The sequence below is a fragment of the Blastocatellia bacterium genome, assembly GCA_035275065.1.
Lineage (GTDB): Bacteria > Acidobacteriota > Blastocatellia > UBA7656 > UBA7656 > DATENM01.
Genome location: DATENM010000142.1, coordinates 1 through 16,591 on the forward strand (window position 1 = coordinate 1; position 16,591 = coordinate 16,591).

Sequence of the window (16,591 nt, forward strand, 5' to 3'; positions counted from 1 at the left end):
GCGCACTACCTGCGGGGGCAGGGGGCGGGGCCGGAGGCGGTCGTCGGCATCTGCCTGGAGCGCGGGGTGGAGCTGGTGGTGAGCCTGCTGGGGGTGCTGAAGGCGGGGGCGGCTTACCTGCCGCTCGACCCGGCTTACCCCACCCAGCGGCTGGTAGGTATTGCCCAGGCTGCGCGGCTAAAACTAGCCATTGCCAACGCCGAGACGGCCCGCGTACTGGTTACCTGTGTAAAGGACGTCATCGACCTGGAAGAGCGAGACGCGGCGATTGCTGCTGAAGATTCGACCAGCCCGATTACCTCGCCGGTGCCGCAGAATCCGGCTTACGTTATTTTCACCTCGGGCACGACGGGCAAGCCGAAGGGGGTGACGATAGAACATCGACAGTTGGTCAATTACGCGCTTGCCGCGGTCGAACGCCTGAACCTTCGACAGATCACTCGATTCGCTACCGTTAGCACGCTAGCAGCTGACCTCGGCAACACGGTCATTTATGGCTCCCTGATTACGGGCGGAACATTGCACCTGATCAGCGAAGACCTGATTAGCGACGGCGAAGCGATGGGCGAATACGTCGATAGGGAAGCGATTGAGTGCATAAAGATAGTTCCGAGCCACCTGGAAGCCCTCGTCGGCGTGAGCCGCAAAGCCGTGGCGACCAGGAAGGTCATCCTCGGAGGCGAAGCCGTGGAGTGGGAGCTGGTCGAAGCCCTCAGAGAAGCCAGAGAAGGGGTGGAGATATATAATCACTACGGGCCTACAGAGACCACTGTGGGGGTCATTGTCGGAGAAATCGCGGCGGACGAGGGCAGCCGGGAGGGATCGCCAAGAGAGCGCATCACGTTAGGCAGGCCGCTGGCGAACCTGCGGATGAGCATCCTTGACGAGGCGCACAGCGAGGTGACGGTCAGTGTCATCGGCGAGCTGCACATCGGCGGGGCGGGAGTCGGACGGGGTTACTTGAACGAGCCCGGGCTGACTGCCGAACGATTTGTGCCGGGCAACAATGGCCGGGCCGGCGAGCGGCTCTACCGGACGGGCGACCGCGCGAGATGGCGTGCCGATGGCCGAATCGAATTTTTCGGACGCTCCGACGGCCAGGTGAAGCTGCGAGGCTATCGCATCGAGCTTGGCGAGATCGAGTCGGCATTGATACAGCACGAAGCGGTGCGGCAGTGCGCCGTGGTCGTGCGCCAGGATGAGGCGGGCGAAAAGTATCTGGCTGCCTACGTCGTGGGTCCGGCCGAAGCGCGCGAGGTCGCGGCGACCTTACGCAGGTATCTGCGAGAAAAGTTGCCCGCCTACATGGTCCCGTCGAGGTATGTGGCGCTGGAGGCCCTGCCGTTGACGCCTAATGGCAAGCTGGACGTGCGAGCCTTGCCCGTCCCCGGCCCCGAAGGCGGCGGCCTTGCGACCGGCAAGCAGACCCCGCGCACGGCGACCGAGGAGGTGCTGGAAGGAATCTGGTGCCAGGTGCTGAAGCGCGAACGCGTTGGCGTCGAAGACAACTTCTTCGAAATCGGCGGCCACTCGCTGATTGCCACGCAAGTCATCTCGCGTGTGCGGCAAGCCTTTCAGATAGAGCTGTCCGTACGCCGCATATTTGAATCGCCGACGATAGCCGGGCTGGCCCAGGAGATCGAAGCCGCTGGCCGCGAACAGCAACCACATGCGCCGCCGCTGCTGCGCCGCGCTCCTCACCAGGGGGCCATGCCTCTGTCCTTCACCCAGAAAGGGCTCTGGTTTTTTCACCAACTCGAACCGGAAAGCAGCTACAACAGTCAGGTCGCCATTGGCTTCACGGGGCGACTCAACCTCCGTGCGCTGGTGCAGAGCCTGAACGAAATAATGAGGCGGCACGAGACACTGCGCACGATCTTTCCGGCCATCGACGGCGAGCCTGTACAGTTCATACAGCCCTACGACGCCGCCGCGTCGTTCCCGCTGATCGACCTTGGCGGGCTGCCCACGCCACAAGCGGAGGAGCTTGCTCAATCTCTGCTCCGACACCAATCCTCTCTGCCGTTTGATCTCGCGAAGGGGCCGCTCGCGAGAACCTTCATCGTGCGGTTAGGGGAAAGCCGGCATCTGCTGCTGCTGACCATGCACCACACCGTGTCGGACGGCTGGTCGGGAGGGGTTTTATTTCAGGAGCTGTCGGCGCTCTACTCCGCCTTCGTTGCCGCGGAACCGTCGCCGCTCCCGGAGCTGGCCCTTCAATACGCGGACTTCGCTTGCTGGCAGCAAGAATGGTTACGGAGCGAAGCGCATGACAACGACCTTCGGTACTGGCGGGATCAACTCGGGGGCATCCCGGCTGAATCGGGTTTTCCCACCGACCGGCCCCGCCCGGCCGTTCTGGATTCCCGCGGCGCACTTGAACCCCTGAAGCTCTCGCACGAATTGAGCGACGCCCTGCGCGACTTGAGTCGGCGCGAGAACGTCAGCATGTATATGACGCTGCTGGCGGCCTTCAAGGCGCTGCTGCATCGCTACAGCGGCACGACCGACATCGTCATCGGCTCGCCTATAGCCGGGCGCAACCGGGCCGAGTTGGAGCCGCTGATCGGTTTCTTCATCAACACGCTGGTGCTGCGGAGCGACCTGTCGGGCGACCCGAGTTTCAGTGACTTGTTGAAGCGGGTAAGGGAGGTGACGCTGGCGGCTTATCTGCACCAGGACATGCCATTTGAAAAGCTGGTCGAGGAGATGGAACCGGAGCGCAGCCTGAGCCGCACGCCGCTGTTCCAAGTGATGTTCGCCTTACAGAATCTGCCGGCGCGGACGCTTCAACTCGCCGGCGTTACGGCCGAGCGGCTGCTTTCCGAACCCGCCACCGAACGTTTCGACCTCAGGCTGGTCATGATGGAAAGGCCGCGGGGGTTGGTAGGGGTAATCAGTTACAACACTGCTCTCTTCGAGTCCTCGACCGTTCGACGGATCATACGCCACTACACGCGCCTGCTTGAGGCGGCCGCAGCCGCGCCGCACCTGAAGCTGTCGCAACTGGCCTTGTTGAGCGAGTCGGAAGAGCATCAACTCATAAGGGAGTGGGATTCTGCCGCCGTGCAAGGCCGACACTCAAGCGCACTCATACGGCGGGAGGAGGAACGAACGCCAGAAACGCTGGCGGCGTTGTTCGCCGACGCGCGGGTGTATGTGCTGGATCGGAACTTGCGCCCCGCGCCCATCGGCGCCGTCGGCGAGGTCTACGTCGGCGGCATCCGCTTCGGCGGCGGCCATGCGGGCGACGCGGCGTTGGCGGCGAACCACTTCATCCCCGACCCGCTGGCCGGGCCCGCTCGCGCCTGGATGCGAGCGACCGGCGTGACGGCACGGTATCAGGCGACCGGGGCCATCCAGCCAGTAAGTCATTCGGGCCAGCCTGGGCAGCCGCAAGCCTGCATGCCGGAGGCGCAGGGGCTGGCGGATTGCGCGGCCAGTGCGGCCGGCGCGCCTGTCTCTCGCACGGGCATGGCCGAGCGGCGGGCGCAACTCGCCAGCCGGCGGGCCAGGCTCACGACCGCGAAAGAAGATTTGCTTAAACAGTGGTTACAAGAGCCGCGTTGATTGACGCGCCGGAGCGACCGCTCCAGGAAAAGGAGTCATCATGGAAAACGAATTACTCTATCTGCGGCCCAACATCCAGGTCGAACCGCTGTTCGACCACTGGTACGCCTGGTCGTATTTGATTCCGCCGGCGACCGCCGCGCGCTACCTGACCGAACGCCACCTGAAGATCATGAACTCCTACATCAGCGCGCCGCAGGTACACGCGACCGCCGTCAAGAATCCCAGACTGCTCGGCGGCCCCTTTATCGATTACGGCGGTGGCAGGGTCGAGGAGATCGAGAGGCTGCGAGAGCAGACCAAACGCCGCTACCCGCACCTGATGGAACTGTCTGCCGCCATCGCGGCGCTCGAAGAGATGCTGCGGACCCTTGCGACAGGCTATTCGCTTCACCCGCTCTATGACAAAGTGCCGGACATTCTCAAGGGCTATGTCGAATTGGGCTACGACCTCAACAATCATCCCGGCTATCGGCTGATCGAACCGCTGCTTTACAAGAGCAAGTATTATGACCGGTCCGCCCAGAGCCTGATGTTATCGACGATCAGCGGCGACGACCGCCCGTTCGTCTTCAGCACCCCGCGACTGGAATCGGATTCGCTGTTTCACCTGCGCGTTCCATTCGACGACGAGGTCGTTGATCGTCTATTTGAATTGAAATCGTCGCCGCGGCCCTGGGGCGAGATTGCCGAGATGTTGAAGGTGCCGCAAGCCGCCGCGCCGCTTGTGCGCTCCTTCTTCACGCCCAGCCCGCCGCCGCCCTTTTCGCCTTATCGCGGCAAAGGCGTGCGCTGGCGCTATTTCGGCCACGCCTGCATCCTGTTAGAGACGCCGGAGGTCAACATGCTGTTCGACCCGGTGCTGAGCTACACCTACGAGTCGAACGTCTCGCGTTACACCTACATGGATTTGCCCGACCGCATCGATTACGTCATCATCACGCACAACCACCAGGACCATGTGATGTTGGAGACGCTGCTGCAAATCAGGCACAAGGTCAAGAACATCATCGTGCCGACGAGCTCCGGCGGCTCGTTGCAGGACCCCTCGTTGAGACTCACGTTGAATAACATCGGCTTCAAGAACGTCATCGAGCTGGATGACCTGGAAAGCATCAGTTGGGAAGATGGGGCGATCACGGCCATCCCCTTCCTCGGCGAGCACTCGGACCTTAACATCCGCTCGAAGACCGCGTACGTCGTCCGGCTCGGCAGCCGCTCGATTCTATTCGCCGCCGATTCCTGCAACATCGAGCCGCGCATGTACGACCACCTGCAACACGAGTTCGGCGACCTCGACGCGCTGTTCTTGGGGATGGAGTGCGACGGGGCACCGCTGACCTGGCTCTATGGCCCGCTCCTGACCAGGAGCCTGGACCGCTCGATGGACGAATCGCGCCGGCTCAACGGGTCGAACTTCGAGCAGGCGATGGACCTGGTTCGACGCTTCAACTGCCCGAACGTTTACGTCTACGCGATGGGGCAGGAGCCTTGGCTCGGTTACGTCCTGAGCCTGAAGTACACGGAGAAATCGCGCCCCATCGTCGATTCAAATCGGCTTCTGAGCGAGTGCTGCGCGCTGGGGATTGCAGCCGAGCGGCTCTTCGGGGAGAAGGAGATTCTCATCGAAGAGACCTACTCGCCGCTCTACGAAAGGCCGGCCAGCCGCGCCCGCGGGGATGGTCAGGCCACCGCCGGGCTTGAATGACCGGCCTTCACGATTACACAACGGCTCAAGGTTGGCCGGGAGGTGTTTGATGAGATTAGAGACTATCGGCGTGATCGGCGCTGGCGTCATGGGCGTAGGGGTGGCGCAGAATCTGGCGCAGTCCGGGTTTGAGGTCATCTTAATTGACATCAGCCGTCAAGTTCTGGATGAAGCCAAGGCCCAAATCAGGCAGAACCTGCGGCTACAAATGCTGCTCGGCAAAGAGGCCGCCCAAGCCTCAAGCGGCGAGGTCATCAAGCGCATAGACTTCTCCGAAGAGCTGTCCCGGCTCGAAAGCGCCGACTACGTTATTGAGAATGTGACCGAAAAATGGGAGATCAAGCGCGAGCTCTACAAGCGCATCGAGGCGGTCTGCCCGCCGCCGTGTGTATTCGCCGCCAACACGTCGGCGATACCGATCACGCGCATTGCTTCGGCCACCGGGCGGGCCGACCGGGTCATCGGCATTCACTTCATGAACCCCGTGCCGATGAAGAAGACGGTCGAAGTCATTCGCGGCTTCCACACCAGTGACGCGACCATAGCGACGACCGCCCACCTGCTCGCCGCCATGGGCAAAGAATGGGTGATGGTCAACGACGCGCCGGGGTTTGTCTCCAACCGCGTGCTGATGCTGACCATCAACGAAGCCATCTATCTGGTCCAGGATGGCGTGGCCACGCCCGAAGCTGTGGACCAGATCTTTCGCGACTGTTTCGGTCATAAGATGGGGCCGCTTGAGACCGCCGACCTGATCGGCCTGGACACCATCCTGTTGTCGGTCGAGGTCCTATACGAGAGCTTCAGTGACAGCAAGTACAGGCCCTGCCCGCGCCTGCGGCAGATGGTTGACGCCGGCTTGCTGGGTCGCAAGAGCGGCAAGGGATTTTACACCTACGGGCCCGGACAAGGGCTGGGCTGACGTTCAAGGAGGACGGCACGGCATGGACAATAAGGCCAGGATCAAAGAGTTTCTCGCCAGATTTTTCCGCGTCGCCGAGTTGCGGGATCAAGACGACATCTTCGCCTTGGGCTTTGTCAACTCACTTTTCGCCATGCAACTGGTTATGTTCATCGAAAGCGAGTTCGGCGTCGGGGTCGAAGACGAAGACCTTGAGATCGCCAACTTCAATACGGTCGATCATATCAACGCCTTTGTCGCGCGCAAGCGCATGGCCGCCGGCGCTTGAGGGGCGGCTTCGGAACCGGCGGCGAGGTGGCCCGATGGATTTACAACTCAGCGATCAGCAGGAGCAACGGCGGGAAGACGTCCGGCAGTTCTGCCTTCAGGAGATCGTCCCGCATGCGGATCAGTTCGACCGCCAACAGAGGCTGCCGCCTGAACTCATCGACAAGCTGGCAGGCCGGGGCTACCTTGGCTCTTTCCTCGCCGAGTCGTGGGGCGGCAGCGGATTGGACCTGCTCACCTATGGCCTGTTGACGGAGGAGATCGGCAAGGCGTGCTCCTCGGTCCGAAGCCTGCTGACGGTCCACGACATGGTGGCGACGGCCATCCTGCGTTGGGGCAACCAGGAGCAGCGCGCGGCCTGGCTTCCCCTGCTCGCCAGCGGGCAGAAGGTCGCCGCCTTTGCGGCCTCCGAGCCTGATGCCGGCAGCGACCTGCGCAGCGTCCAGACCACTGCGGTCAGCACGGCGAACGGGTATGTGCTGAATGGCCTGAAGAAATGGATCACCTTCGGCCAGGTGGCCGACCTCTTCCTGGTGCTCGCCCGGCTCGACGACAAGCCCTCGGCCTTCTTAGTCGAGCGCCACCGTTCCGGCCTTTCGACGCGGCCCATCGGCGACCTGCTCGGGGTAAGGGCCTCTATGCTGGCCGAGGTGGAATTGACGGACTGCCGCGTGCCGGCGAGCCACCTGCTTGGCCGCGCGGGCTTCGGGCTGGCTTCGGTGATCTCTACGGCTCTGGGCATGGGAAGGTACAGCGTGGCCTGGGGCTGCGTCGGCATCGCCCAAGCTTGCCTGGACGCTTGCGTGCGGTACACGAGCCAGAGAAGGCAGTTCGGCGCGCCATTGAAAGAGCATCAGCTCATCCGGCAGATGATCAGCGACATGGTGGTCAACGTCAAGGCCGCGCGCATGTTGTGCTGCCGCGCCGCCTGCCTGAAAATCAGCGGCGACCCGCGCGAGGTGATGGAGACGCTGATCGCCAAGTATTTCGCCTCGCAGGCGGCCATGAAGTCGGCGAGCGACGCGGTGCAGATTCACGGCGCGAATGGCTGCGGCGGCCAGTATCCCGTGCAGCGTTACATGCGCGACGCCAAGATCATGGAGATCATCGAAGGCAGTAACCAACTCCAACAACTCCTCATTGCGGATTACGGATACCAGGAAGGCACCCGCTGACCGGGCCGCGCGCCGGCCTCAGGCGAGGGCCATTCCTCCCGCTCTGGCTTAACGGCACAATCCGATGAACGTGAAAAACGACGCGAAGAAGCCGCTTATCAAGTGCGTGGTTTGGGACCTGGACCACACGCTGTGGGATGGCGTGTTGCTCGAAGGCGACAGCCTGGCCTTGCGACCGGGCGTGCTGGAGGCCATTACCGGCCTCGACCGCCGGGGCATACTGCAATCCATCGCCAGCAAGAATGACCACGACCTGGCTATGGCGCGGTTGGAATCTTTCGGCATCGCCGAATACTTCCTCTACCCGCAGATCAACTGGAAGGCCAAGTCCGCGTCCATTCAGGCCATCGCCGAAGCGATCAATATCGCGACGGATTCGCTGGCCTTCATCGACGATCAGGCGTTCGAGCGGGACGAGGTGCGCTATGCCCACCCGCAGGTGCGCTGCATCGACGCGAGCGCGGTTGGCCGGCTGCTAGAGATGCCGGGGATGAAGCCGCGATTCGTCACCGCCGATTCGCAGGCCAGAAGGAAGATGTATCTGAGCGACGCGGCCCGCAAGGCCGCCGAGGCCGACTTCAGCGGCGCACACGAGGAGTTCCTCGCCGGCCTCGACATGCGTCTGTCGATTGCCCCAGCCGGGCCGGAAGACCTGCGGCGGGCCGAGGAGCTGACCGTCCGCACACACCAGTTGAACACCACGGGCTACACCTACTCCTACGAGGAGTTGCATGGCTTCGTCCAATCCGACGGCCATGACCTGCTGATTTGTGAATTGCAGGACAAGTACGGGACGTATGGCAAGATCGGCCTGGCCTTGATCGAGCGCCGACCGGATCAACACTTGCTAAAGCTGCTGCTGATGTCCTGCCGTGTGATGTCGCGTGGCATCGGCACGATCATCCTAAACTACCTCATGGCGAGAGCCCGGGCCGCCGGCGTCAGGCTGTTGGCGGAGTACGTTGCCAACGACAGAAACCGTATGATGTACATCACCTTCAAGTTTGCCGGCTTCCGCGAGCTTCGGCGCAACGGCGACGCGGTCATACTCGAAAGTGACCTGAGCCGTTTGCAGCCGTTCCCCGCCTATGTCCAGGTCAACGTCTCGCAGGGGGCGTACGGGTCGCCTCACGACTGTCTGCCATCAATCTAGTGCCAAGGCGACCGCCGCAGGCCGTGCGGCTCAGGGCGGTCGGCCGTGCATTGAAGGGCTGAGCTCACGCCGGCAGGTAATCAATCTTGCGCGAAAGTATCTTAAACGCAATTGGCCGCACGCCGCTTGTTCGGCTCAGGCGCTTTTTCGGTGACGATGGCTTGCAATTATTCGCCAAGCTGGAGACGCTCAACCCCGGCGGCAGCATGAAGGACAGGCCGGCGCTGGCCATCCTCCAGCAGGCGCTCGCCAGCGGGGCCATCGGCGCTGATTCGGTCGTCATCGAATCAAGCTCCGGCAACATGGGCATAGGCTTGGCGCAGGCCTGCTCATACTTCGGCCTGCGCTTCATCTGCGTGGTCGATCCCAAGACGACCTTGCAGAACCGCAACCTGCTGAAGGCTTATGGCGCTGAAGTCGATATGGTCGAATGCGCGGACGGGGAAGGCCGCGGTTATCTGCAAGCGCGCCTTGATCGCGTCCGCGCCCTGTCGCAGTCGATTGAGAATAGTTTTTGGCCGAACCAGTACGCCAATGAGGCCAACGCCCTGGCGCATCGGCAGACGATGGCCGAGATCGTCAGCGACCTGGGCGATAGCCCCGATTACCTGTTCTGCGCCGTCAGCACATGCGGCACCTTGAGGGGCTGCGCCGAGTATGTCGCCGCGCAACAACTGAAGACCCGAATCTATGCCGTCGATGCCATCGGCAGCGTCATCTTCGGCGGCGACAAAGCCAAACGGCTGATCCCCGGTCACGGGGCCGCCATCCGGCCCGGCCTCTTTCGCGAGGGGCTTGCCGAGCGCCACGTTCAGGTTTCGGATAAGGACTGTGTGATCGGCTGCCGCCGCCTGGCCCGCCGCGAGGCCATTTTGGCCGGCGGCTCGTCGGGCGCGGTGCTGATGGCCATCGCCCGCGTCAGGGAAGAGCTGCCGGCGCACTCGACCTGTGTGGCCATACTGGCCGACCGCGGCGAGCGTTACCTGGACACGATCTACTGTGATCGGTGGGTGCGGGATCATTTCGGAGAGATCGACTACCTATGGCAATAGCCGGCGGGGGATTGCGACGACGGCAATCAGGCCGCGCCTCCATGATCCATCAATGTGTCAGCCAAACTTCGACCCGATGTCAGAGATTATAGATTCATACGATCTATCGCCGATGCAGGCCGGGATGTTATTCCACAGCCTGTATCACGAGCACACGGGCATCTATGTTCAGCAGATGGTTGCCACGCTCGACCATGCACTGAACGCCGCCAAGTTTCTCGAAGCCTGGTCGCGGCTGGTCGAGCGCCACGCGCTGTTTCGTACAAGCTTCCACTGGGGCAGCGAGGGCAAGCCGGAGCAGCGGGTCCACCGGGCGGCAACGCTCGATTGCCTGCAAGAGGATTGGCGAGGCCAGCCGCCGGCGGAGCAGGCCCGCCGGCTGACCGCTTACCTGGACCATGATCGCGCGCGCGGGTTTGACCCGGAGACGCCGCCGCTGATGCGGCTGGCCCTCTTCAGGCTGGACCGCAACCGTTACAAGTTAGTCTGGACCGGCCATCACGCGCTTTTCGATGGCCGCTCGCGGGTGCTGGTGCTCAAAGAGCTTTTCGCCATCTATGACAGCCTGGCAGGCGGAAAAGTGCTCGCGCTGGATGATCCGCAGCCGTTTCGTGACTACGTTGACTGGCTGAAAGGGCTAGACCTGGCGCAGGCCGAAGAGTTTTGGGGGGACCTGCTAAAGGACTTTGGTGCGCCGACGCCGCTGCCGTGCGCCTGTGGGCCGGGCCGACCCGACCACCGCGGGTCACACGCGGAAACGACCTTCCATCTGTCGGAAGCGTTGACGGCCCGGCTGTCGAGCCTGGCTAGACAGGAAGGCTTTACGCTCAACACTCTGCTCCAGGGCGCTTGGGCGCTGCTGTTGGCTGCTTATAGCAATCAGGATGATGTCGTCTTTGGCGCGACGCGGGCGTGCCGGCACTCGGCCCTTGAAGGGGCGAAAGCGATGATCGGGCTTTTCATCAACACCGTGCCGGTGCGCGTGAAGATAAGGCCCGAAGCGACGCTTTCGGAATGGCTCAGAGAACTGCGCGCCCAGCACATCGCGGTGCGAGCCTTTGAGCATACGCCGCTGGTCTCCATAAGCGGATGGAGCCGGATGTCAGGCGGCACCAGGCTTTTCGACAGCATCGTTGTATTCGAGAACCATTCGCTCGACGCCGCCATGAAGGCTCAAGGGGGCCAATGGGAGAAGCGCACCTTTGAGCTTCTCCAGCGGTCCAATTACCCGATCACCCTGGCCGCCTGCCTCGACCGGGGATTATCAATCAAGCTCGAGTACGATGCCGACCGCTTCGCCAGCCACATCATCGCCCGCCTCGGCAACGCGCTGAAGCAGACATTGGCATCAATGCCCGACAACGCGCGGGCGAAGGTCGGCGAGCTTGAGCTGTGCGGCCCTGAGGAGCGTCACCAACTCCTTGTCGAGGGCAATGACACGGCGGCGGCTTACCCCGCCCAGCGGCTGATCCACGAGCTGATCGAGGCGCAGGCAGCGCGGCGCGGCGACGCCGTGGCGGTCGTCAGTCAGGGGGCGAGCCTGAGCTACGCAGAGTTGAACCGGCGTGCCAACCGGCTGGCGCACTACCTGCGGGGGCAAGGTGCGGGGCCGGAGGCGGTCGTGGGCATCTGCCTGGAGCGCGGGGTGGAGCTGGTGGTGAGCCTGCTCGGGGTGCTGAAGGCGGGGGCGGCTTACCTGCCGCTCGATCCGGCTTACCCTGCCGCGCGGACCTCTTTAATGCTCGCCTCGGCTGGTGCCAAACTGCTGATAGCCCGCAGCGGAACGCCGCCACACGGGGTCACACGAGTGGACCCGGAAGCTGAGGCCCAGGCGATCAGCCGTCAGCGGGCGAGCAACCCGGACAGCAGGACAACCCAGCAAAATCTCGCTTACGTCATCTACACGTCCGGCTCGACCGGCACCCCGAAAGGGGCGATGGTCTGTCATAGCGCCGTCGTCAACCTGCTGAACGCTCTGAAGGAAGCCGTATACGCGAAGGCACCGCAGCGCCCGTTGCGCGTCAGCCTGAATGGGCCAGTCGCCTTTGACACGTCGGTCAAGCAGCTCGTTCAACTGGCGTCAGGACATGCCATCCACATCGTGCCGCAGGCGGTTCGGGAAGACCCCGAGGCGCTGGTGAACTTTATCCGCGAAGCCGCGCTCGATGTCCTCGATTGCACGCCATCGCTGTTTCAGGCCCTGATCGACTGCGGTTTCTACAGCCAGGATAATTTGCCCGCCGTTGTATTGCTCGGAGGCGAGGCGATTGACGATAAGCTGTGGCGGTTGCTGGCCGCCGAGCGCGGCACAATCTCCTACAACGTCTACGGCCCTACGGAAACCACTGTGAATGCGACGGCCTGTCACATAACCGCAGATGTCGGCTCGCCAGTGCTCGGGCGACCTCTGGCTAATATGGCCGTCTATGTATTAAACGGGAATCTACAGCCGGTCGGCAAAGGCGCGGTCGGTGATCTCTTTATTGCGGGTGCCGGCGTGGGTAGAGGCTACATGGGGAGCGCCGCACAGACGGCTGAAAGATTCCTGCCATCGCCTTACGGAGATGGCCCGGGCGAGCGCATGTACAGGACCGGCGACCTCTGTCGTTACGCCGAGGATGGCCGTGTCGAGTACCTCGGCAGGATGGACGGGCAGGCCAAGATTCGAGGCTATCGCGTCGAGCCGGGGGAGGTGGAGGCGGCGCTGATTCGTCAGCCCGGAATACGGCAGGCGGCCGTCGTGGTAAAGCAAGCGGCCGCCGGGGGCAGGCAGCTAGTCGGCTATGTCGTCGCCGAACCAGGAATCACCGGCGCGGCGGCGAGAGAATCCGTCAGGGGGGAATTGCCCGAATACATGGTGCCGCAGGCGATTGTGGTGATCCCTGAGATGCCACGGACGACCAACGGCAAGCTGGACCGCCAGCGCCTTAAGTGTCTGCCCGACGCAGAACCGGAACCGCCGACGACCGAGCCTGAGCGCGCGGCGACGGACGTCGAAGAGATCATTGCCGGCATATGGAAAGATGTATTGAGACGGCCATGTGTGGGGCTGAAGCAGAACTTCTTCGACCTCGGCGGCCACTCCCTGCTCGCCACACAGGTCATCGTGCGGGTGCGGAAAGCCTTTAATCTTGAGATCGAATTACGGCAGCTGTTCGAGCAGGCGACGGTTGAAGGACTGGCACAGGCCGTCGAGCAGTTGCGATGCGAGGGGACAGCCGGCCACCTGTCGCCCATAAGAAAAGTGCCGCGCTTGATCGCGGCATCCGCACAGGCTCACAAGAACCACGAGGAGAGTTTCTAACCCCGAACGCTGCCGGGAGGCGTGTGGCACGCCACCCCTTTCACAGCCTCCGGCAGACACCCTGAATACTGCATCGAACGCGCATTCGGACTGACCCGATCTACCGCGAGGCGGCAGGGTTCGGTTCAGTACGCTGGCCGAGGAGGTCCACCATGTCAAAGAATACGGTCTATGTGCTTCCGCCATCTTATGCCCAGCAGCGTATGTGGCTCGCCTGCCAGATGGACAAGACGAGCAGCGCTTACAACATCGTGAAGGCGTCCCGCATCAGGGGGCGTCTGAACGTAGAGGCCCTGGAGCGGAGCCTGAACGAGGTGATTCGGCGGCACGAGGTGCTCAGAACAACCTTTGAAGAAGAAGACGGGCAGCCAATGCAGATCATACGAGAGGCCGCCGAACTCCGAATCAACGTTGAGCCGGTGTCCGGCAGCACACTTGAGGAACGCCGCAAGCACGCCGAAGCCGAGGCGAACCGGGAATCCGGGCGCGGCTTTAATCTCTCCAAATGGCCGCTGCTGCGGGTGCGGCTGCTGCGGGTCGAAGAAGACGAGCACTTGCTGGTGGTGGTGCTGCACCACATCATCGCTGACGGCTGGTCGGTGGGGGTGATGATGCGCGAGCTGGACCGGCTCTACGGCGGCTACGCGCGCGGCGAGGCGGTGCGGCTGGCGGAGTTGGAAGTGCAGTACGCCGACTACGCGGCCTGGCAGCGGGAGTGGTTGGAAGGCGGCGAGATGGCGCGGCAACTCGGCTACTGGCGCGAGCAGTTGCAGGGAGCGCCGCCGGCATTGGAGATGCCGACGGATTACGCGCGGCCGGCGCAGATGGGGTACCGCGGGCGAAGCGAGAAGGTGGAGGTGAGCGAGGCGGCGGTCGAGGGGCTGCGGCGGCTGGGGCGGCAGGAAGGCGTGACGGCGTTCATGGAGATGCTGGGAGGGTTGGCGGTGCTGCTGTGGCGGCAGAGCGGGCAGGGCGACATCGTCATCGGGACGCCGATAGCGAACCGTAGCCGGGCAGAAGTCGAAGGGGTAATCGGGTTCTTCGTCAACACGCTGGCGGTGCGGGTGCGGGTGGAGGGCAGGGAGAGCTACCGAGGGTTGTTGAAGAAGGTGCGGGAGGCGGCGCTGGGTGCATACGCGAATCAGGACGTGCCGTTCGAGAAGCTGGTCGAAGAGTTGCGGCCCGACAGAGACTCAAGCCGCTCGCCGCTGTTCCAGGTCATGTTCGCTGTACAGAATCAGCCCAGCGACGAGATCCAACTGCAAGGCTTAAACCTGGAAGCCCTGTCTTCCGAATACGACACTTCGAAATTCGACCTGACGCTGACGCTGACCGAACGAGGTGATGTCATTCGGGGGGCGATTCGCTATAACACGGACCTGTTCAGAGCGGATACCATCAAGAGGATGGCGCGCCGCTTCGAGCGTCTGCTCGACGCCCTCGTCCGCTGTCCGGACGCCAGCCTGCATGAGCTTGAGATGATCGGAGACGAAGAAGCGCACCAGTTGCTCAGGGAATGGAATGACACCAGGGCGAGTTACCCGGCGAGTCCGCTCGCGCACGCTTTGTTTGAACGAGAGGCGGCCATAGCCCCTGACGCCATCGCGGTGAGCGACGCCTCGGGCACGCTGACCTATGGTGAGCTAGACAGACAGGCGAACCGCCTCGCCCACTACTTAAGAGAAAGAGGAATCGGGCCGGAAAGGGTTGTTGGCATCTGCATGGATAGGAGCCAGGACCTGATCATCAGCGAGCTTGCCGTGCTGAAAGCGGGCGGCGCTTACCTGCCGCTCGACCCGGCCTACCCGCCTGACCGCATCGCCTATATGCTGGAGTCGTCGCAAGCCCCTTTGCTGTTGACCCGGCAGGCGCTCGGCCTTTCATTGGACGGGCTGGCTGCCGAGGTGATCGCCGTCGATTCCATTCGGCATGATCTGGCGCATAGAAGTTCAGCCAGCCCACACGTAGAAATCGCTCCTGAGAACCTTGCGTACCTCATTTACACCTCCGGCTCGACGGGCCGGCCCAAGGGAGTTGGGGTGCCACATGCGTCCTTATTAAACCTGATACACTGGACCCGGGACACTTATCAGGTGACGGCGGCTGACCGCGCCACGCTGTTGGCCGGGATAAGCTTTGACGCCGCGGTCTGGGAAACCTGGCCTTACCTGACGGCGGGGGCAAGCCTCCACATACCGCCTGAACAGAATCGCTCCGACGTCTGGGGCTTGATTCAATGGCTCGGCGAATCGTCGATCACCAGAAGCTTCATGGCGACGCCCATGGCTGAGCTGGCCCTGGCGCAACCCTGGCCGGAGACGAGCCCTTTGAAGAGCTTGTTCACGGGCGGCGAAAAGCTCCACTGGCCGTGCGGGGCGCAGTATCCTTTTCAAGTCGGCAATCATTATGGCCCGACTGAGAATACGGTCATCGCCACGTCGTCGCTCATCACGCCGGATGGGCGGGGCCTTTCGGCTCCGCCCATTGGTCGCCCTATAGGCAACACTCAAGTCTACGTGCTCGACCCTACGTTGCGCACGGTGCCGGTCGGCACGAGGGGGGAGTTGTACGTCGGCGGGCTCGGCCTCGCGCGCGGCTACATCGGCCAGTCGGACTTGACCGCCGAGCGATTCATCCCGAACCCTTGCGCCGAGCAAGCCGGGGAAAGGATGTATCGAACCGGCGACGTGGCACGGCACCTGGGCGAAGGTGACCTGGAATTCTGGGGCCGCGCCGATGAGCAGATTAAGATCAGGGGGTACAGGATCGAGCCCGGCGAGATTGAGGCCGCCTTGCTCGATTACCCGGACGTCAGGGCGGCGGCGGTAGCGGTTTATGAGCCGCCGGACGGACAAAAACATCTGATAGCTTACATGGTTTGTCGAGAGCCGGCAGACGGGGATCTGCGGGAGAGTCTGAAGGACCACCTCAGAATGAGACTGCCCGCCTACATGGTCCCGGCGCAGTTCGTCTTCCTCGACGTGCTCCCCTTAACCCCGAACGGCAAACTAGACAAGCGGCGACTGCCGGCCCCTCAGCTGGAGACGGGCGAACGAGCGGTTGATGTCTTCCAGTCGCCTATTGAAGAGCAACTGGCCAGTTTATGGTCGGAGATCATGCGGCTCAAGCGGGTCGGCAGACACGATAACTTCTTTGAGATCGGCGGCCACTCGTTAGCCGCGATGCAACTGGTCGCCAAGGTGCGGGAGCGATTTTCCGTCGAACTCAACATCCGCCACATCTTTGAAGCGCCGACCCTGTGCGGGCTTGCCGATTTAATTTCCAAGAAGAATAGCGAAGGAGGTGACAAGGATTCGGGGAGAATCCGTAAGCTCAGCGAGCGCCGAATGGCGGCGAGGCTGGAGCAACCGGCTGACGATGAGATTGAACAACGGTTAGGCGACAGGCCCTAGAGCGCATCGGGCCGGAAGACGCCAGCC

The 16,591-nt window shown here is 62.8% G+C and carries 9 protein-coding genes; all 9 read left to right on the top strand.

Annotated features, from left to right (window positions below; translation table 11 throughout):
• Nucleotides 1–3,570: amino acid adenylation domain-containing protein (locus VJ464_26345; protein HKQ08670.1), on the top strand; the 3,570-nt coding region annotated here is incomplete at its 5' end.
• A gap of 40 nt (nt 3,571–3,610) precedes the next feature.
• Entirely contained in the window at nt 3,611–5,278 is a 1,668-nt protein-coding gene (locus tag VJ464_26350) for an MBL fold metallo-hydrolase (protein HKQ08671.1), read from the top strand.
• 49 nt (nt 5,279–5,327) lie between these two features.
• Nucleotides 5,328–6,200, top strand: a complete 873-nt coding sequence (locus VJ464_26355) for a 3-hydroxyacyl-CoA dehydrogenase NAD-binding domain-containing protein (protein HKQ08672.1) — start codon at nt 5,328–5,330, stop codon at nt 6,198–6,200.
• Nucleotides 6,201–6,222: 22 nt separating this feature from the next.
• Nucleotides 6,223–6,468 carry an acyl carrier protein gene (locus VJ464_26360; protein HKQ08673.1) on the top strand — a complete coding sequence of 82 codons (246 nt, stop codon included), beginning with the start codon at nt 6,223–6,225 and terminating at the stop codon, nt 6,466–6,468.
• 34 nt (nt 6,469–6,502) lie between these two features.
• A complete protein-coding gene (locus tag VJ464_26365; protein ID HKQ08674.1) occupies nt 6,503–7,642 on the top strand; it encodes an acyl-CoA dehydrogenase family protein in 1,140 nt (379 codons plus the stop codon).
• 64 nt (nt 7,643–7,706) lie between these two features.
• Entirely contained in the window at nt 7,707–8,795 is a 1,089-nt protein-coding gene (locus VJ464_26370) for an HAD-IIIC family phosphatase (protein HKQ08675.1), read from the top strand.
• Nucleotides 8,796–8,881: 86 nt separating this feature from the next.
• Nucleotides 8,882–9,847: a 2,3-diaminopropionate biosynthesis protein SbnA gene (gene sbnA, locus VJ464_26375; GenBank protein ID HKQ08676.1), complete on the top strand. Its 966-nt coding sequence runs from the start codon at nt 8,882–8,884 to the stop codon at nt 9,845–9,847.
• A gap of 52 nt (nt 9,848–9,899) precedes the next feature.
• Entirely contained in the window at nt 9,900–13,151 is a 3,252-nt protein-coding gene (locus VJ464_26380; GenBank protein HKQ08677.1) for an amino acid adenylation domain-containing protein, read from the top strand.
• A 152-nt stretch (nt 13,152–13,303) separates the two neighbouring features.
• Nucleotides 13,304–16,564: an amino acid adenylation domain-containing protein gene (locus tag VJ464_26385; protein ID HKQ08678.1), complete on the top strand. Its 3,261-nt coding sequence runs from the start codon at nt 13,304–13,306 to the stop codon at nt 16,562–16,564.
• The last annotated feature ends 27 nt before the right edge of the window (nt 16,565–16,591 follow it).

What these genes read in the sequence shown, in the direction of transcription:
- VJ464_26350 (HKQ08671.1), top strand. Translation starts at nt 3,611, where the DNA reads ATGGAAAACGAATTACTCTATCTGCGGCCCAACATCCAGGTCGAACCG.
- VJ464_26355 (HKQ08672.1), top strand. Translation starts at nt 5,328, where the DNA reads ATGAGATTAGAGACTATCGGCGTGATCGGCGCTGGCGTCATGGGCGTA.
- VJ464_26360 (HKQ08673.1), top strand. Translation starts at nt 6,223, where the DNA reads ATGGACAATAAGGCCAGGATCAAAGAGTTTCTCGCCAGATTTTTCCGC.
- VJ464_26365 (HKQ08674.1), top strand. Translation starts at nt 6,503, where the DNA reads ATGGATTTACAACTCAGCGATCAGCAGGAGCAACGGCGGGAAGACGTC.
- VJ464_26370 (HKQ08675.1), top strand. Translation starts at nt 7,707, where the DNA reads ATGAACGTGAAAAACGACGCGAAGAAGCCGCTTATCAAGTGCGTGGTT.
- VJ464_26380 (HKQ08677.1), top strand. Translation starts at nt 9,900, where the DNA reads ATGTGTCAGCCAAACTTCGACCCGATGTCAGAGATTATAGATTCATAC.
- VJ464_26385 (HKQ08678.1), top strand. Translation starts at nt 13,304, where the DNA reads ATGTCAAAGAATACGGTCTATGTGCTTCCGCCATCTTATGCCCAGCAG.